Source organism: Bradyrhizobium sp. STM 3809 (assembly GCF_000239795.1).
Lineage (GTDB): Bacteria > Pseudomonadota > Alphaproteobacteria > Rhizobiales > Xanthobacteraceae > Bradyrhizobium.
On sequence record NZ_CAFJ01000265.1, the window covers coordinates 32,043 to 49,840 of the forward strand.

11 protein-coding genes and 1 tRNA gene are annotated in these 17,798 nt (G+C 65.6%); 3 read left to right on the forward strand and 9 right to left on the reverse strand.

Annotated features, from left to right (window positions below; all coding sequences use genetic code 11):
* Window positions 1-12: 12 nt before the first annotated feature.
* The 6 genes from BRAS3809_RS14920 to BRAS3809_RS35840 all read right to left on the reverse strand — a co-directional run bounded on the left by BRAS3809_RS14920 (window position 13) and on the right by BRAS3809_RS35840 (window position 8,309).
* Window positions 13-1,227: a type II secretion system F family protein gene (locus BRAS3809_RS14920; RefSeq protein ID WP_035656337.1), complete on the reverse strand. Its 1,215-nt coding sequence runs from the start codon at window positions 1,225-1,227 to the stop codon at window positions 13-15.
* Between the two features lie 4 nt (window positions 1,228-1,231).
* Window positions 1,232-2,905, reverse strand: a complete 1,674-nt coding sequence (locus tag BRAS3809_RS14925; protein ID WP_008962949.1) for a GspE/PulE family protein — start codon at window positions 2,903-2,905, stop codon at window positions 1,232-1,234.
* Window positions 2,906-3,018: 113 nt separating this feature from the next.
* On the reverse strand, window positions 3,019-3,546 hold the full coding sequence (locus BRAS3809_RS14930) for a tetratricopeptide repeat protein (protein ID WP_008962950.1): 528 nt from the start codon (window positions 3,544-3,546) through the stop codon (window positions 3,019-3,021).
* Entirely contained in the window at window positions 3,543-5,888 is a 2,346-nt protein-coding gene (gspD, locus tag BRAS3809_RS14935) for a type II secretion system secretin GspD (protein WP_008962951.1), read from the reverse strand. The genes BRAS3809_RS14930 and gspD overlap by 4 nt, the downstream gene beginning before the upstream one ends.
* Before the next feature lie 121 nt (window positions 5,889-6,009).
* Window positions 6,010-7,704, reverse strand: coding sequence for a porin (locus BRAS3809_RS14940; RefSeq protein WP_008962952.1), 1,695 nt, complete (start codon window positions 7,702-7,704; stop codon window positions 6,010-6,012).
* Between the two features lie 368 nt (window positions 7,705-8,072).
* Complete coding sequence (locus BRAS3809_RS35840; RefSeq protein ID WP_008962953.1) at window positions 8,073-8,309, reverse strand: hypothetical protein; 237 nt, start codon at window positions 8,307-8,309, stop codon at window positions 8,073-8,075.
* Between the two features lie 450 nt (window positions 8,310-8,759).
* On the opposite strand from BRAS3809_RS35840, the gene BRAS3809_RS14945 reads away from it, so the two are divergent.
* The 3 genes from BRAS3809_RS14945 to BRAS3809_RS14955 all read left to right on the forward strand — a co-directional run bounded on the left by BRAS3809_RS14945 (window position 8,760) and on the right by BRAS3809_RS14955 (window position 16,169).
* Window positions 8,760-13,775: a DEAD/DEAH box helicase family protein gene (locus tag BRAS3809_RS14945; RefSeq protein WP_008962954.1), complete on the forward strand. Its 5,016-nt coding sequence runs from the start codon at window positions 8,760-8,762 to the stop codon at window positions 13,773-13,775.
* Window positions 13,776-13,812: 37 nt separating this feature from the next.
* Entirely contained in the window at window positions 13,813-15,294 is a 1,482-nt protein-coding gene (locus BRAS3809_RS14950) for a formylglycine-generating enzyme family protein (RefSeq protein WP_008962955.1), read from the forward strand.
* Window positions 15,295-15,608: 314 nt separating this feature from the next.
* On the forward strand, window positions 15,609-16,169 hold the full coding sequence (locus BRAS3809_RS14955; protein ID WP_008962956.1) for a DUF4399 domain-containing protein: 561 nt from the start codon (window positions 15,609-15,611) through the stop codon (window positions 16,167-16,169).
* A gap of 174 nt (window positions 16,170-16,343) precedes the next feature.
* Here BRAS3809_RS14955 and BRAS3809_RS14960 read toward each other — a convergent pair.
* The 3 genes from BRAS3809_RS14960 to BRAS3809_RS14970 form a co-directional block, all read right to left on the reverse strand.
* A tRNA-His gene (locus BRAS3809_RS14960) sits at window positions 16,344-16,420 on the reverse strand.
* Window positions 16,421-16,674: 254 nt separating this feature from the next.
* On the reverse strand, window positions 16,675-17,109 hold the full coding sequence (locus BRAS3809_RS14965; protein ID WP_008962957.1) for a phasin: 435 nt from the start codon (window positions 17,107-17,109) through the stop codon (window positions 16,675-16,677).
* Between the two features lie 220 nt (window positions 17,110-17,329).
* On the reverse strand, window positions 17,330-17,710 hold the full coding sequence (locus BRAS3809_RS14970) for a phasin (RefSeq protein ID WP_008962958.1): 381 nt from the start codon (window positions 17,708-17,710) through the stop codon (window positions 17,330-17,332).
* Between the last annotated feature and the right edge of the window lie 88 nt (window positions 17,711-17,798).

Consider the following 17,798-nt stretch of genomic DNA (forward strand, 5'->3'; position numbering starts at 1 on the left):
CTTCATGTTCTGCTACCCGACCAGTTGAGTGACCGACAACAGCGCGGTCATCACCGATACGATGAGACCGCCTACGACGGTGCTGATGAGAATGATGGCCGCCGGACCGACGATGCCGACGATGCGGTCGAGGCTGCGCTGCAGCTTCGCCTCGTAGAATTCGGCGATGCGGCCCGCGAGGACCGGCAGCTGTCCGGTCTCCTCGCCGATCCGGATCATCCGCGTCGCCATGGCCGGCAGGATGCTCGCCGCCGCCAGCGCCTCCGACAGCTTGCCGCCCTGTCGCACGCGATCAGCCACCGCGCTCCACACCGGGCCGTTGCCGGTGGCCGACATGATGTCGATCAGGATGCGCAAAGTCGCGGTCAAGGTGAGGCCGCTGCCGAGCAGGATCGCCAGATTGCGGCAGAACACGCTGGTGCGATACGACCGGAACACCGTCGCGAGCCCCGGCAGCCGGCACAAGTGCCCGAGCAACGCGGCACGAATGCGCGCGCGACTGATCAGCAGAAGACCCGCGGCCACGATCGCGCCCGCCGACAACGTCAGCGCGACACCGTTGCCGCGGAGAAAGTCGGAGACGTCGAGAAACGTGTTGATGGCCGCATCCGTCCTCGCCCCGAAATCGCGCAGCACCGTCGAGAACTGCGGCAGCACGACGATGAAGAAGAACAGCATCACGAGGCCGGCGGCGATCAGGACGAACAGCGGATACTGCATCGCGTCGCCGAGCTTGCGACGCATGGCTTCCGCCCGCGCCCGCTCCGCGCCGAGCGCGTCGAGCACGTGGTCGAGGCTGCCCGCGGCTTCGCCGACCCGCACCAGTGCCTGATACATCGCGGAGAACTGCGAACGATGATGCGCCAGCGCGTCGGCGAAACTCTCCCCCGCGAGGATGCTCGATCGCAACCGGCTGACGATCGGACGCAGCCGGCCGATATCGGCGTCGCCGGCCAGAAGCTCGAGCGACTGCTCCAGCCGCGCACCCGCCTTCAGCAGCAGCGCCAGATCGCGCGTGAACGTCGTGACGTCGCTCGGGGTCGGTCGGCCGAACCAGGCGATCATGTCGCGGCCGACGGCGCTTCCGCCCGTTTCCTCGACCGTCTCGATCGGCAACAGCCGCAGATACTCGATCCGGTCGATCACGTCCTTCGACGTCGCCGCCGAGATCGTGCCATGCACGATGTCGCCGCTTTCGGTCAGTGCACGATAGCGAAACCTGCTCATGGGCTCACCGCAGCGTCGTGACGCGCAAGACTTCCGCGACCGACGTGGCGCCGGCCCGGCTCTTGGCCACGCCATCGTCCAGCATCGTCGTCATGCCGTTGCGAATGGCGCGGCGGTCGATCGCGGCTGCATCGGTCGCCCCCTGAACCAGCGAGCGGATCTCCTGATCGACCTCCAGGATCTCGAAGATGCCGAGGCGGCCGCGATATCCGGTGCCGGCGCAGCTCTCGCAGCCCGTCGGCTCATAGACCGTGTCGCCGGCGTCGAAGCCGACGGCGGCATAGCGAGGATCCGCACCGAGATCGTCGGCACTCAGCAGGCGCCGCGCCTTGCATCGCTCGCAAAGCCTGCGCACCAGCCGCTGCGCGATCACTGCCCGGAGCGTCGAGCGCAGCAGGAAGTCCTCGACGCCGAGATCGAGCAGCCGCGGCACGGCCGCCGCGGCGTTTTCGGTATGCAGCGTCGTGAGCACGAGATGGCCGGTCAGCGCGGCATGGATGGCGACATGCGCGGTCTCGCTGTCTCTGATCTCGCCGACCATGATGACATCGGGATCCTGGCGCACGAAGGAGCGCAAGGCGGAGGCGAAGGTCAGCCCGATGGCCGGCTTGACTTGCGACTGGTTGATGCCCGGAATCTCGTACTCGACGGGATCCTCGATGGTCAGGATCTTGCGGGTCGGCTCGTTGAGGATCGACAAGGCGGTTGCCAGAGTTGTCGTCTTGCCGCTGCCGGTCGGCCCGCAGATCACGATCATGCCGTGCGGCAGCGCCAACACCCGGCGGAGCGCGCGATCGTCGTGAGAGGCAAAGCCCAACCGTTCGATCGACAGTAATCCCCTGTCCTTCGGCAACAGCCGGATCACCGCCGACTCGCCATGCTGGGTCGGCATCACGGCGACGCGGACATCGAGCTCGAAGCGGCCGACGCGCAGCCGCGCTGCGCCGTCCTGCGGAAGGCGCCGTTCGGCGATGTTCAGCCCGGCGACGATCTTGATGCGCGAGATGACGGCCTGGGGGAGCACGCCCGGAGGCTCGGCGACCGGCTTCAGCAGTCCGTCGACGCGCAGCCTCACCGCGAGGCCGCTCCGCATCGCCTCGACATGGATGTCGCTCGCGCGCAACTCCACCGCCTGCTCGAACAGATCATTGACGGCACGCACCACCGGCGCTCCCGTGGCAAGATCCCGCAGGCTTTCGATATCGTCCTCGCCGAGCCGCGGCTGCGCCGCTTCGCTGCCGGCCGGTCCCTCGTCATCGTCGGCGAGCCGGTTCAGGGCGGTGGCAATGTCTTCCGCCGAAGCCACCACCGTCGCGGCGGGACATCCGAACACGAGCTCCGCGGCGCGGGCCGTCGCGGTGTCTCGAGGATCCGCCACCGCGAGACACGGCGTTCGAGGGGCGGATTGAAACGGGAAGACCATTGCCTCCCGGAGAAAGCGCCGCGAAAAATGCTCGGCCAGCGGCTTGGCCGCGAGCAGGTCCGCCAGCGTGATGCGCGGCAACCCGAGCTGCCGCGCGATCGCATCGGCAAATCCCGGGGAGGCGATATCGGCGACGTCCGACGATCTCGTCCCGCCTTCAAGGACAGCGGCACCGGGCGCCGGCGCCGAGACCCGGGCCGGCCTATCGTCGCCTCGCACATCATCGGCAAATCGAAAAGGAGCAGTCGAGCTCATGGCGCGTCCCGTGACAGATCGTTGTCGACCACCTCGTAGCGGAGGGCAGCGTGGATGAATGCCTCGTTGTCGCGGCCAAGAATGACGCTTATGAGATCCGCGACTTAGAACAACTACAAACCGGCTTCCGGGGCGATCAGCTTCGCTCTGCTCGACTGACCGCGTCGCCATTCGAGCGCCAGACGCTGACCCTCGACGACCTCGTCGGGCGACATCTTGAATGCAACCGCATCCCGAATTCTCAGGTAAGGCTCGCGTTGGTGGCCGGGCGCGGCGGCAGCCGCGAGGCTCAACCATTTGTAGGCCAGGACGTCATCCTGGCCCACGCCATGTCCCTTGTCGTAGCTCAGCCCCAGCAGATACTGCGCCGCCGGTTCGCCGCTCTCGGCGGCCGCGATATACAGCTCGACGGCGGACTCGTAGGATTGCGGAACGCCGAAGCCGTGGCCATACATATAGCCGAGCGCAGTCATGGCGCGCGGATCGCCGCGGTGCGCGATCGGCGCCAGCAACGCGGCGGCCCGCAGATAGTCGCCGCGCGCAAAGGCGGCCCATCCGTCGCCGCGCGGCCGGGCATCGGCCGTCGCTGCGCCGAAGACGAACGCCACGACGGCGACCGCAATCTTCGAGCGCCGCCTCATTGATTGCTCCGCGACGTCTGCAGCGCGCTCGTCGAGACCGGCCTGATGCTGCCGCGCAGCTTCGAACGCAGTTCCTCCGCGACATAATGTGCATCGGTGCCGTCACGGATGATCTGCGGTCGGATGAAGATGATCAGCTCGGTCCGTCCACGGCTGCGGTCATTGTTGCTGAACAGCTCTCCGAGGCCCGGGATCTGGTCGATGCCGGGAACACCGTTGCGCGTACCCTGATGAGTCTCGCTGATGAGGCCGGCCAGCAGCACGGTCTGGCCGCTGGCGACCGCGACGGAGCTCTTCACCTTGCGCTGCGCCACCGTCGGCGTGAGGCTGTTGGCGGTCTGCGACGAGACGTTGCTGATCTCCTGCTCGATTTCCAGCCGGACATTGCCGTTCTCGTTCACCCGCGGCGCGACCCGCAGGATGATCCCGGTGTTGCGGTAGTCGATCGTGTTCACCACCGTGTTGTTGGTCGTCAGCACCGTAGCGCTGCCGGTCGAGACAGGGACCTGGTCGCCGACCTGCAGCGTCGCCGCCTGGTTGTCGATGACCACGAGCGACGGGTTGGACAGCACCTTCACGTCAGTGACGGTGTGCAAGGCGCTGAGGATGGCGCTCGGCTGCGATTCCGACCCGACCAGGAAATTGAATCCGGGGAAGGCGCGGCTCAGAAACGCGTTGGTGATGGTTCCTGCCGCCGAGGCCACCGTCGTCGGCGCCGACGTCGAGGTGGTGTTGAGGAGCGAGCCCTGATCGGGCCGCAAGCCGAGATTCTTGCTGGTCAGGAAGGCCTGCACACCATAGGTCAGATTGTCGTTGAGGGTGACTTCGGCGATCGTGGCATCGATCGCGACCTGCAGTTGCGGCCGGTCGCATTGCCGCAGCGTGGCTTCGATGATGCGGTAGTTCTCACGGTCGGCGTAGATCAGCAGGGTGTTGTTGACCACATCGGGCGTGATGCGTACGCCGTCCATGAGCGGCTTGCCGCCGGTCGAGGGCGCGCGCGTTTCCGAACCGGCGTCAAGGCCGGCCTGGGTCGGCGGCGGCGTGCCGTTGAAGCCGCGATTGGCGACCAGGCCGTTGTTGCCCTGCTGCTGCCCGGAGAAGCCGGAAGCCGCCGTCGCGCCTGCGGCCGACAGACGCTCGCTGCTCGAGCTTGCTGACGCTCCCGATCCCGGAGCAAGCTCCGTCGACGACACGTCGCCGGCCGCGCCCGTGCTGCCGGTGAACATCTCGTTCAACACCCGCGCCATCTGGCGCGCTTCGCCGTATTTGACGCGATAGACATGGACGCTGTTACGGAGCGTGTTGCCGGTATCAAGCCGCTTGATCCAGGTCTCCGCGGTGCGGAGCAGCGCCGGCTTGCGGCTGATCACCATGACGGCGTTCATCCGGCTGACTGCCTGGAACTTGACCATGTTCTGGCCGAGGCCGCTGTCGCCGGTATCCATGATCTTCTCGAGCTCGGCGACGATGGGTTCCGGATTGCCGTTGGAGATCGGGAAGATCCCGACCGACTGGCCGCGCATCCAGTCCGCATCGAAGCTCAGCGCGGCATCGGCGGCCGTGCGTCGCTCGGCTCCCGTTCCCTGGATCAGCAGGACGTTGCGGCCCGGATCAGCGCGCACCGTGCCGGGCTTGAGCGCGAAACTGTCGAGCAGCTTCAGCAGCGTCGGCGCCGAGACGTATTGCAGCGGAAGCACCGTGATGCCGTAGCCCGGCTCCGCCGTGGCGCCGGGGGCATCCACATTGCCCGCCCCGATCGCCTCGCCCAGCGGGATCAGACGATAGCCGGAGTTGTCCCGCACCAGCGCGGTCCCGGCCAGGCGCAGTGCATTCTCCAGCACATAGACCACGTCCGATTTTGGCATCGGACGCACCGACGACAGGCTGACCGTCCCCTGGATGCGTGGATCGATCGTGTAGCCCACGCCGAGCACGTCGCCGAGCACGACCTTGGCGACCGTTGCGATGGGCGTGTTCTCGAAATTCAACTCGAAGCCGTTGCCGACCGCCTGCGAATGCGCCGCGACCTGCTGCACCGGAAGCGACGTCGTCGCCGGCGCCTCCGCGCGCGCGTCGTTGGGATCGTCGTTGCCGCCATAGATCTCGGCCCGGGCGCGTCGCGCCGCCGGCGACTGCTCCGGCATCGCCTGCCTCGGATAGCGCGGTGAAAGATCGAGCCGCCCGACCTTGTCGATCACGTCGTCGCCACGGTTGTCGCCCCCGAGCGTCGCCGGGTTGCAGCCACCAAGCGCCATCGCCACGAAGGCGAGCGTCATGAGCGTGCGACGTCGCAGCCAACCAGGGCCCAAATCCGCCATATCAACCACTCGCACGCCCACCCCAACTACCAGCTTGGTCCTCGTTGCGGACCCTGGGCGAAACGCCTGCATTTCGTCCCGGATCGCTGCTCGTTGACAGGGGAGCCCGCCGCTTTCAGGCCATCGCTCCCTCATTGCTCCGCTACCAGAGCCAGCCGACACCCGCGAGAACACGGTCGGACATTGCGCCGGTCGCGCTGTGATCGATCACCTTGGTGTAGTTGATCTTGTAGACCAGACTCGGATTTGGGAAGATGGCGACGCCGACGTCGTGGAACGTCATGTCGCCGCTTCCGGTGATGTTGTTGAGTCCGTTGGTGAGATCGGAGCCGAGCATGCCCGACGTCTGGAAGTTCTGCCGGGTGTAGCGGTAGAACGGCACGATGTCGTAGTCGTTCGGCGCCCTGAAGTGATAAGCGATCTCACCCGAATAGCCCCACATGCTCTTGCCGACATTGTTCGTGTCGTCGAGATCGTTGTTGGCGCGCAGGTTCTCCGGGTTCGAGAAGTGCACATAGGCGTACTCGCCGCGCAATTCCAATCCGGTATTCGGAACGCGATATCGCGCTTCGGTATTGAAGATCGTCATCGCGTTCCTGCCGAGCGGCGTCTCGGTGCCATCCGGCTGCGTGGCATACGCGCCGCGCGGCGTCACGTTCGGCGAGTAGTAGATGGCTGAGCTCCCGGCAAAGCCCGGGAGGAACGACGGCGTGTAGCTGAGCCGCAGCGTATATGCGAGCTCGTTGCTCAGCTGCCGGAAATCGCCGATCGGCGCCTTCGACAGCGCGAGCGCATCCGCACCGGTGATACCGCCCGCATAGCCTCCAGAAATGATGTGACCGTTGTCGCCTCGATGATCAAAATTGTCACCGAAGTCCTCGGCGCTCTGGCTCACCTGGAACTGGTAGTTCAGGCCGTCGACGATCTTGCCGTAAAAGCCCGCCGAAGGTGCATACCAGGTCGTCGGGATCAGGCCATTGGCGAGCTCGGGCCGCTGCACGCTGTAGAACAGCGTCGGCTCGTGATACAGATTGGTGAACGAGATCGGGATCAGGTCGATGCCCGGAGATCGCAGAGTGAAGTGGTCGTTGAACTTCACGTCGAAGAAGGCCTGCTCGACCTCGACCGCGCCGTGCAGCTTGTCGTCGTTGTCGAACGCCGTACCGCCGTGCTCCCATTCCAGCTCGGCGTTGAAAGTGATGTAGTCGTTGACCTGGTAGGTCGGCAGCAGCACCAGACGCGCCATATCGAAGCCGTTCTGCCACTGCCCGTTGGCCGCCGGGTTCTGCATCGAGCCCAGCTTGATTTCGCCGTACATTCCGATCCGCATGCCGGGCACGGGCGACGGCGCTGCACCGAACAGATCCTTGTTGGACGCCGGCGGAGGTGCCTTCAAATCGGCTGCCGGGATGAACTTCGGCTTGGGATCCGAATCCGCGAACGCTGCCGCGAGCCGGGACGCCGGAGAGGACGATTGCGGAGCCTCGGCCGGCTTCGAATTGGCGGCCTCGACATCCTTCGTGTCGGCGAGCGCCATGGCGTTGCTGGCGGGCTTGAATGCCGAGGACGAGCCGTCTGACGCCTTCAAGGCGCCATTACGAGCATCCTTTGCCGGGCTCAGCGCGACGGCGGCTGATGGACTCCGCGACGCAAGCGACGCCGACTGCCCCAAACCGGCTGGCTTTTTCGCCTTGGCGTCCTTGAGCTCGACCTGGAGCGTGTTGATCCGCTGCTCCATCGATTCGATCTTCGCCATCAACGCCTTGACCGCAGCGCTATCCGTCGACCGCGACGCGCCGTCGGCCGCCTGCGCCGCCGCCGCGCTCAGAGCCAGCATCGACGCTGCAGCAAGCAGAGATGACGGCAAATACTTGCGGCCGCGACGTCGGTCACCGCTCTGGTCGATACTCGAAGCGATACCGTGTGATGAGACGGCGTCTCCTGCGCCTCTGCCGGCGCAGCTAATCAAGACCATCAGTCAATCCTCCCCGTAATGATGCGCGGGCGTGCATCCCTCCACCCGCGCAGTCGTGAAAAGTAAGTTCACGCGACTGCGAGCCATTCGCGCTAAAAGTCGGCGATGTCGATACTTGGGCTCGCTCGCGATGCTCGCGTGTCAGCACTTTGACGACGCGCCTCGGACTGGCTGAGTGCGCCGACCTGTGCCGGACGCATCCGCGTCGGCAACCGGACAGCTAACTTGTTTCATTTATTACTAATTATCTTCCGGCGAGCGTTGGCGTACGGCAGCGCGGTCGCCTTCGCCTGGAGCGATGCTGGCGGGCCGTACAGCGCGTGCGAACGGGCGATGCCACACTTGGTCAGCGACAGCCGCAGTCCGAAAGAAAATGCGGTCAGGTGATGGCGCCGCTTGGCCGACACGCTGGAATTCTGCGACAAAGCGCCAGTGATCGCGGTGGAGATTGCGGCGAGGCGACGCATGATCCGACGATGCGAAACCCTCCGCTGGCGCAGGCGAGTACCTACCGAGCGCGATCGTGGCGGTCCAGTTCGGGATGAAAGCGGGCCTTTAAAGAGATTCTAAACCGCTTCACAACAACTCACAGCAGAACTCTTCGAAACTCGAACAAATCAGTTGCCGACTGATTTTGAGAGCACAGAGCATCCACTAAGCTCTCTCATCATTACGCCGCATTGCGTGACCCTATTATCGATCGATGAGTGTGGCCTCGCCGACGATCGCTCATACTCCGCTGCGGAAGCCCAGCATCACTCGGTCGAGCAATCATCGTCGCGATGGCCGCGGGCATCATCGTTCGATGCACGGGCTCACCTTGCGGCCCTTGCCGGTCGGGCGCCACAAACGTCGAAATTGGACTTGAGGGTGAGCCGAGTGCCTTGCTTGGAAGCCGCCATGATCGAGGAGGCCATATGAACGCTGTCCATCGGCTGGTGCCGGCGATCGCACCGCTGCAAAACGTTCTTGGCGATCTCGCCGAGACGATCCGTCGCGATGCCCGCATCGTTGAACGTCTGTCCGACCACCAGCTTGCAGACGGGCGACGCTTCGCCTTCCATCAACACGAACTCGAGAACCTGCCCGGAATCACACTCAACACTTTCGACGCCGACGGCCCCGTTTGGCTCGCGGTCGAGCACTTGACGGCCGTTGGCCCGCCCGACATCGATTCCGATATCAGGATGTGGATCGACGTCTCATCAGACCCAGACCGTCGGCCGCTGGTTCGGCAACGTGTGACGATCACCGTACCGGCCGAAGAGAAGGAGCGACTGGTTGCCTCCGGCCAGGCATGCGCCGAACACTGCGCGCCGGCGGGCGAGCGCTCGGCCTCCCCCGGTCTCTGGACCGTGCGCCTGCACCTGGAGCAACGCCCGGATGTCGTCGAGCGCCTGGATCGCTATCTCGCCGGCTCGTGGGCCGCATGGGCGGCAGCCGAACGACCGCGCCGCCGGACCATCGTGCTTCACCGCCGGCTTGGCGAGTTGGCCCGGCTGAAGGGACCCGGTCGCAACGATGCGAACCACGAGATCGTGTGGGGTATCGGCGTGTCTCGATGGCGGCGTCACGGCCGCGACCTCGACCTGCCGCTGCTCGAGCGTCTCGTCGAGATCGAGGTCCTTGACGGCTCCGAATCCGAGATCCGGATCCGGCCGCGGATGGTCGGCGCAACGGCCAATTTGAAGGCGTTCGAGCCACTCACGCCGGCGGCGAAACTCGCGGGCAATACGGCCGAGCAGTTGCTCGAACGGGGCGTCGAGCTCTCGCCGTTCGAACCCGCCACCTTCGAGCCGATCCTCAGTGCGCTCGGGTCGCAGCTCGACCCGAACGGCATCTACTGTCCGACCATGCCGGACTCGGCGCTGCTGCTGCCTGAGGAAGGCGAACAGCTGGTCGTCTCAGATCGATGGGTGATCTTTGCACGGCCGCGCTCGGATGCGCTCCTGCTGCGCGACATCAAGCGCCTGAAACGCGCATTGGATTATATGCCCGGGAGCGCAGGCTGCCTGACTGCGCTGGCTCACCTCCTGGCCGGCGCGTCTGATCACGACTCCGGTGACGGCACGCGACGCCGCCTCTCCGGCGTGATCGGCGACCCCATCGACGTCGCACCGGCGGTTCGGATGACGGCAGATCGCGGCGATCTGTTTTTTCCGCTGCCGACGAACTCCGACCAGATGGAGATGGTGCGACAGCTCCAGCGGTCGGATGGGCTCGTCGTGACGGGCGCAGTCGTGGCCGATCGCGCATGCGCGATCGCCAACGTGGTCTGCCATCATCTCGCGCTGGGCTTGCGCGTGCTCGTCGTGTCTCGCAACACGTCCGCGCTGTCGCTGCTGGCGCAGAAGCTGCCCCGGTCCGTCCGCGACCTCACCGCCGACCTGACTGGCCCGGACAAGGATGCTTTGAAGCACGCCGAAAGTGTCGTCAGCAGGCTGCTGTCGATCATCGACAGGACCGACCTGCACGATCAGGCCGACCACGTCAATCAGCTCGAGCGCGATATCATCGCGGCCAGCCGCGAGATTGCCCGTCTCGATGATGAGGTCGCCGGCATCGCCAGTCGAATGATGCTGCGTTCCGGCAGCTCCGGCCTGCCGCTCGACACCTTGGCGACCCTGATCGCCGATCGAGACGCCTATGCGTGGTTCGCTGATCGGCCGCTTCGGTTTCTGAGCGAGACCGATCCGATCGTGGCGGCGGTCGACCAGGCGCGGGCAGCGCGGCTGCGACTCGGCGATGATCTCGAACATCTCGATGACCAGCAGCCGGATATCGCTTCCCTGCCCGACGGTGGAGTTGTCGCGCGTCTGCACCGGGATCTCCAGCAGACTGAGGACAGCGGCGACGGCAGGCTCGCGCGCCGGATGATCGAGCAGCTCGATCAGACGAGCGCGGATAAGCTCGCAGACGACCTCCTAGCCCTGGCGGCAGCCCATCGTGTGATGGCCGAGGAGCCGTGGCTCGCAGCATTTTCGCCGGTAGGCTCGCCGTCGGGCGAGACCTCCGTCGACGGCAACATCCTGATTGATTTTGCCCGCGATGCGTCGTCCCTGTTGTCGCGACGGGCCGACTTTCTGGTGAGGCCGGTGGACGTGCCTGCAGACGCCTTCGTCAGCGAGGAATTGTTGAGAGCCGTCGAGCGGCTGTCGGCAGATCAGAGACCGTTTGCAGCTTTCGCGCTGTCCGGACGTGCATTGAAGCAAACCCTGGATACGATCAGGGTGGCCGGCTTCGCACCTAAGGGCGCGGCCGATTGGACGCATGTGCGCGATCATCTCAGATGGCGGCGCCACCTGCACTCGCTCGACGTTCGATGGCGGTCCCTGGCAGCGGAAATCGGCGCGCCCATGCCAGAGCCCGGCTCCTCCCCTTCGCTCACCCGGCACGAGCGCCTCGTGAAGAGCGTCGAAATCGCGCTCGTGGCGGCAATGCTGGCCAAGCGCAATGTGCAGACCGTCGCTTCGAAGCTGTCGCTGCCGGATGGAGAGATCACCGGCCTGCTCGATGACGGCCAACGGTTGACCGCGCTGGCATCAGCGATCAGAAGCACGGCCGTCCGCGTCGGCAAGCAGCGCAACGAACTCGTCCGACTGAACGAGCTGTTCCGAGGCTGCGGCGCGATCGCGACGAGGGTTCAGGCCGAGGTGCTGTCACGGGTCGGCCGCGATGACGTCGACGCAGAGGACATCGGGTCCCGTTGGAACGACATCCGCACGTGGCTGCAGCGTCTATCCGACCGCCGCCAGGATATCGAGCTGATCAACGAGCTGCATCAGTCCATGACCGAGGCAGGAGCGATCGAGCTCGCCCGACGGGTCAAGACCGAACCGGCGACGGCGGACAGCGGAGATCCGGTGCTGCCCGCAGATTGGATGATGGCCTGGAATTGGGCGGTGCTGATGCGACAGACCGAAGGTCTCGGGCAGCAACAGCTTCTGCAGGATCTGTCCGACCAGCGCGTTGCATTGGAGATCGCGCTGCGCCAGCTGTTCGAGCAGGTCGTCGTCGCGCGGATTCATCTCGCTCTGGTCCAGAACGCCGGAAGCGCCGTGCGGCAGGCGTTCGCCAGGTTCATGACGACCTGGCGCAAGATGACCGCGACATGCTCCGGCCCCAGCGCCTTCCAGCTGCGTCAGGCGGCGCGCCAGGCCCTCGAAAGCTGCCACGAAGGCATTCCGTGTCAGCTGATGCCGGCCTGGCGTGTCGCCGAGCAACTGCCGGCGCGATTGGCCGCATTCGATCTCGTCGTCATCGACGACGCCTCTCACTCGGACCTGCGCGAGCTCAACGTCCTGCTCCGCGGACGCAAGGTTCTGGCGATGGCTGAAGACCGGCCGGCCGAGGAGATGATCGGGCAAAGCCCTGGCGTGGCGGGGAGCGGCGGCCCGACCGGCCCCGGCAACGCTCCCTCGTTCATTCGCCAGCTCATGCCGCCAAAGGCCGCGCTTTGCGACCTGCTCGAACTGCTGTTTGCCGACAGGATGATCCGGCTCCGTGCGCATGCCCGCCGTGACGAGCCCGTCGCACTGCCGATGGCCAGCTCAGCGCCGCCCATGGCGCCAATGGGTGCGCCTGCCGGCAACGCATATGCCGCGGCATCAAGCAGCGTGACGGTCGCCTTGCCCAGCCCCGCCACATCGCCGCCGGCCTATTCGCTGGAGGACGAGATCGCCACAGTGGCGGAAAACCTCTCGTTCGCGCGGCTGGAGCAGCGCGCGCAGTCGACCGTGTCGAACGAGCCCCCAGCGCCTGGCTGGCTGCGCAGCCGTTTGGAGAGGAACACGGAAGCGAGCCAACTGCGTGTCGCGCGCCAGGCGGTCCGCGACGCTGCAACCGACGACGCCGCAGTCTCACCGCTTGATGAGCCGGCGCCGTCGCTGACATCGCGGATCGAACCCGATGCGGCAATGATGGATGCCCGGACGCAACCCGATGCGCGGACGGCAATGACGCTGGACGACGTCGCGGACGTCGTCATCGTCTCGCCCGTTCATGACATTCAAGCGCCGGAGACGAAGAGACACGTCCAGGGGAAGCGCGCACACGACGCGGCGAGCATCAAGCCTCCGCTGCCGTCAATGCGCCGAGGCCGCGCGCCCGCGCATTCAGAACAGCCCCGCCGCTCGCTGCGGCGGCGTGTCATGGCCGCCGCCGCGATCGTGACAGTGGCGATGGTGGGCGCCTCGATCTACTGGCAGCCAGCAGCCAGCTGGGTCGCAAGCGCATGGCAGGTGGTAACGAACCAGGTCGCGGGCTCGTGGAACGCCGCCTCCCCCGCGGCAGCGCTGCCGGCCGGCGCCGAGCAGCGCAAGGTCACGGCCGAACGAATGACACCGGACGCCAGGAGCACGGCGGCCCGCGACGTCGCCAGCGCCACCACCGGCGGCGCCGTCGAGCCGATCGTCTCGCAGGCCGTGCTGTATCAGGAGGATCCGCAGGATCCGCTCGGAAAGCGCTATTTCGGCAAGGTGACCTGGCGTGTCGAGCGTGGCACGGGCAGCGTGCCGGCCTCCATCACCGGCAATGTCGAGATCGACAAGCAGATGAAGGCGACCTTGTCATTACGGCCCAACAAGGAAGCCGACATGCCGGCCAGCCACATCCTCGAGGTCAAGTTCAACTGGCCGGAGGACCCGAGCCACGCCGGCGTGGAAACGTTGAAGGGCGTCAGCATGAAGGCCAAGGAGGCAGGCCGTGGCTCGGCCTTGTCCACCTTGACGGCCAAGGTGACGCCAGAATTCTTCATGATCGCGCTGTCGGCCAACGAGGTCGACAAGACGCGGAACGTTCTGCTGCTGAAAGGCAAGGAATGGATCGATATCCCGATCGTGTACAACGGCGGCAGCCGGGCTGTGCTGGCGATCGAGAAAGGAGCGGACGGTGAGCGCGCATTCGCGGATGCGTTTACCGCGTGGGGACAATGACGCGGCCGCGAGGCCGACGCCTGACGGCTCGCGCGCGATGATCGGCCTCGACGCCCCCAGCTCCGCGCAAGCTCTGCCGCCCGAGGCGCGCGAAGGAGCGCTGGCCACGGTGAGCTATCCGGTGCCCTGCGAGCGGTGCGGGCGCGTCGTGCGCGTCGCGTTGAATGCGCTGCGCGCTCCCAGCTTTCATCACGTCGCAGAGCAGGCCTCGTGTCCGGACATCCAGGAGCGCCGAAGCCAGGGGGACGGCGGGCTGCTGCTGATGATGTGCGGCCCGTTGAAGCAATCGCTCGCGGCCCTTTGCGATGCTGCGGAAGTCGAAGCGAACCCGCCTGCCAATGGCGCGGCCGGGCGGGTGGTCTGCAGCATCCCAGGCGTGTCGATCGCTCAGTACGACCCGGATGAGGCGCGCAGGCGCGCCGAGATCTGGCAAGCCCATGGGCTCGACAAGCTGGCCCTGCGGCTGCGCAAGGCGGCCGCCGCCGCAGAGCGCGGCCCACGCGTCTGGATCCGCGCCGGCGCGGGCGTCGGCGCATTGCTGCTCGCGGCCGCGGGTCTCTGGATGTTCACGGCGCGAGAGCCTGTTCTGCGTCCATCAGCGCAGCCGCAAGCGACCGAAGCATCCGAGGCGCCAGCGGACGTCCCCGGCGCCGAACCTTCCGTCCGCGTCGTCGCCATGCAGTCGGTCTCGACCGCGACTGCGTCCGATCCAGCGGCAGCAGGAGATTCATCCGCGGAGACCGTGGTCAGCGAGGCGCCGCCTCGGGACGAGAGCGTGACGCGCGCCGCGGATGCGACGCCAGCGGCTGCTCCGACCGCTTCGCAGAGTCCGGACACGTCCAAGATCCGCCTGCCGGACATCGTGATGATCCCCGGCGGAACGTTCACCATGGGCGGGACGGAAAGCGCGGAGCTTCCGCCTCATCGCGTCACGATCAAGCCGTTTGCACTCGGCAAATACCCGGTCACGATCGGCGAGTGGAAGGAATGCGTTGCCGACAAGGCGTGCGCTGACGTGACGAGCGGTCCGGATGACAACCCGGTCACCAATGTTAGCTACGACGACGCCAGGGACTATCTGGTGTGGCTGTCACGAACGGTAGGAAAGCCGTTCCGCCTGCCGACCGAGGCCGAATGGGAATATGCCGCGCGCGGCGGCGCGAGTACGACATACTGGTGGGGCGATCAGATGCGTCCCGGCATGGCCAACTGCAGCCGATGCGGCGACGCGGATGCTCCACCGCAATTGATGAAGATCGGAAGCTTTCCGGCCAATCCATTCGGCCTGTTCGACATGGGCGGCGGCGTCGACCAATGGGTCGCCGACAACTGGCACAAATCGTATCAGGGAGCGCCATCCGACGGCACGGCCTGGCTCGACGAACAGAGCTTCGTTCATGTCATTCGATCGGGCTCGTGGAAGAAGGATGCGAGCTATGCCCGCAGCGGCAGCCGCGACCGCTATGATGGAAGGGTGAGGTATCCGACCCACGGCTTCCGCATCGCTCTTTCGCTGTGACACGCTCTCCTTTGATGCAAGACGTGTGATGCGAACCCTGGGCCGCAGCGGCACCATCGCGTCCTTCCATCGGCGTTTAGTTTGATTCTCGACGAGAGGCGCGCCGCGAGCTCGCCGAATCCTCAATTTCGCCTTGCTACGCTCGCTGTATCGATTTGCGACATCGTTCGATATTTGCCGTCATCGTCCGTATTTGTGAGTTGGAAGTTATGAGGAGTGAGAGCTCTGCGCAGGCTGCGCTGCTGCGCGATCTGGCGTCCGTTGGAAGATCGCATCCGGCGCTGATCGCGCCGCTCGCCTTCCTCGCTGCCATGATGCTACTGCCGGCCAAGGCGTCGGCGCAGGCGAGGACGGCTCCGAAGGATGCCTATCTCTACTTCATCTCGCCCGAAGACGGTGACACCGTGAAGAGCCCGTTCTGGTGCCGCTTCGGACTGCGCAACATGGGCGTGACGCATGCCGGCGACAGCTTCTCCAATACCGGCCATCACCATCTGCTGATCGACTCCAACGAGCCGATCAGCCCGGGTGAGCCGATTCCGCAAGACCGGAAGCATCTTCACTATGGCGGCGGCGAGACCGAGGCCCTCATCGAGCTTCCGCCGGGCAAGCACACCCTGCAGCTCGTGATGGGCGACGGGATGCACTTCAACTTCGATCCGCCGCTGATGTCGAAGAAGATCACGATCACCGTCACGGACCCCTCGCAGCGGCACAGCCGGAAGGCGGAGCGATCTCACCGGCGCACGAAACATGCCCACGAGCACCAGGCGCGTCCGGCCGAAACATCCACGGCCGAGGTCTCGCCGTCCGATCCGTCGAAGTCGGCAGGAGCCGTCGATTTCATCAAGGGCCTGTTCTCGGGAACCAAATGAATCCCGACCATGATCCGCCGAAAGGAAGGACCACGGCGTGTCGCGCTGGACACCTGGATCGGCTGCACCTGACCACCGGTCGGAGGCAGCCTGCCGCGTTCGATCGCAGCAGCGGCGCCGGCGCAGAACGTCGTCGGCCGGCCCTTCGATCTCTGTGTAAGCTATTGATTTAATTGGTACAGTTGGGTGGGCTCGAACCACCGACCTCCTGTTCCACAGACAGGCGCTCTAACCAACTGAGCTACAACTGCATCCGCCTCGGGACGTCCCTCAGGGGGTGCCCGAACGCGCCGGAAACTAGGTGCAACGGGCGAATTTGGCAAGGCCGAGAACGGATAAAGTCTGCGGCCTCGCCCCCGTTTTTTGGGCGTCGCGACACGCCCTCATGGCGCCGATCGCGGCGCTGAAAAGCATCGGGTCCAGACGCGGAAGCGCCGGACCCAGGAAGCCTCGAGTGGTCGGGCCGGACGATGGAGGCCACGGCCGACCGGTAGGGTGGCGCGCCTCAGGCCGCCGTCTTGAACAGCTTCGTGGCGCTTTCCTTGATCGGCTCGACCGTCTCGGCCGCGACCTTCTGGCCGAGCTCACCGAGCTCCTTGGCCTGCACCGTGAACGTCTCGAACTGCTTGCGGACGAAACCGGTCCACAGTTCCATCGCCTCCGACGGCGACTTCACGCCGAACAGCTCCTGGGCGAAATCGAGCGAGGCGGTGGTGTTGGCCTTGGTGAACTCCATGACCTTGGACGAGTAGGCGCCGGCACCCTTGCTGGCATTGGCGAAGAACGCCTCGATGGCCGAATTGTGGGTTTCGGCTGCGTCCTTGAACTTGGCATAGTTCTCGCGAGCCTGCGACACGCCCTTCTCGGCGAGCGCGCGCACCTGTTCGGGAACTTCGAACGGAATGATCGATGCGGAGAAAGGATCGGTGGCATTGGTCATGGCATGCATCCTTCAGAACATTGAAGACCGGACGGCCCGAAACGGGGACGTCACTTCGGATCACGCAGAGGAACCGCCCCTGGGAGGTAACAACCTCGCGTAGAGCTATATCGTGTCGATTTTGTGCAACGCAACGGAAATTCCGACATGATGAACTTTTTGTCGCGCTTGCGGTGGAACTTACGCAGCTCATCAACGCGCGAGAGACGAGGCGGCCCGGTCAAGCCTTCGGCTTGGTCGCATCGAACGCCGCGCGGCTGATCGCCTGCCCCATCTCGCTCGCCTGTTCCGCGAGCGACCGCATCTGACCCTGGATGAACTCGCTGTGCAGCTTCAGCACCTCGGGCAGGTCCTTGGCGTGGACCAGCGACTGCGCATAGTCGAGCGACGACTGCACGTTCTTCTCGGCATAGGACAGCACCTTGGCGCCGATGTCCTTGGCCCCGGCCCGCACGGTCGCGCCACGCTCCTCCAGCGAACCGGCCGTGGCCTCCGCGCCTGCCAGGAACTTCTCGAACGTCTGGCGCGCCTGGTCGAAGCCGGCTTCAGCCATGGCCCGCATGTCCTTCGGAATCTCGAATCGGCGGCTGTCGTCAGTCATCGTTCCCTCCTTCTGATCGCCGGATCGGCGGCGCCATGGCGTCCTCGCCCGGCCCGTGGCCTCGCCCCGAGACCCGACCCGCCTTCGA

Bases quoted from the DNA above. Each gene is read 5' to 3' on its own strand.
- BRAS3809_RS14920 (WP_035656337.1), bottom strand. From the start codon at position 1,227: ATGAGCAGGTTTCGCTATCGTGCACTGACCGAAAGCGGCGACATCGTG.
- BRAS3809_RS14925 (WP_008962949.1), bottom strand. From the start codon at position 2,905: ATGAGCTCGACTGCTCCTTTTCGATTTGCCGATGATGTGCGAGGCGAC.
- BRAS3809_RS14965 (WP_008962957.1), bottom strand. From the start codon at position 17,109: ATGACCAATGCCACCGATCCTTTCTCCGCATCGATCATTCCGTTCGAA.
- BRAS3809_RS14970 (WP_008962958.1), bottom strand. From the start codon at position 17,710: ATGACTGACGACAGCCGCCGATTCGAGATTCCGAAGGACATGCGGGCC.
- BRAS3809_RS14950 (WP_008962955.1), top strand. From the start codon at position 13,813: ATGATCGGCCTCGACGCCCCCAGCTCCGCGCAAGCTCTGCCGCCCGAG.
- BRAS3809_RS14955 (WP_008962956.1), top strand. From the start codon at position 15,609: ATGCTACTGCCGGCCAAGGCGTCGGCGCAGGCGAGGACGGCTCCGAAG.
- BRAS3809_RS14930 (WP_008962950.1), bottom strand. From the start codon at position 3,546: ATGAGGCGGCGCTCGAAGATTGCGGTCGCCGTCGTGGCGTTCGTCTTC.
- BRAS3809_RS35840 (WP_008962953.1), bottom strand. From the start codon at position 8,309: ATGCGTCGCCTCGCCGCAATCTCCACCGCGATCACTGGCGCTTTGTCG.
- BRAS3809_RS14945 (WP_008962954.1), top strand. From the start codon at position 8,760: ATGAACGCTGTCCATCGGCTGGTGCCGGCGATCGCACCGCTGCAAAAC.
- BRAS3809_RS14940 (WP_008962952.1), bottom strand. From the start codon at position 7,704: ATGCTGGCTCTGAGCGCGGCGGCGGCGCAGGCGGCCGACGGCGCGTCG.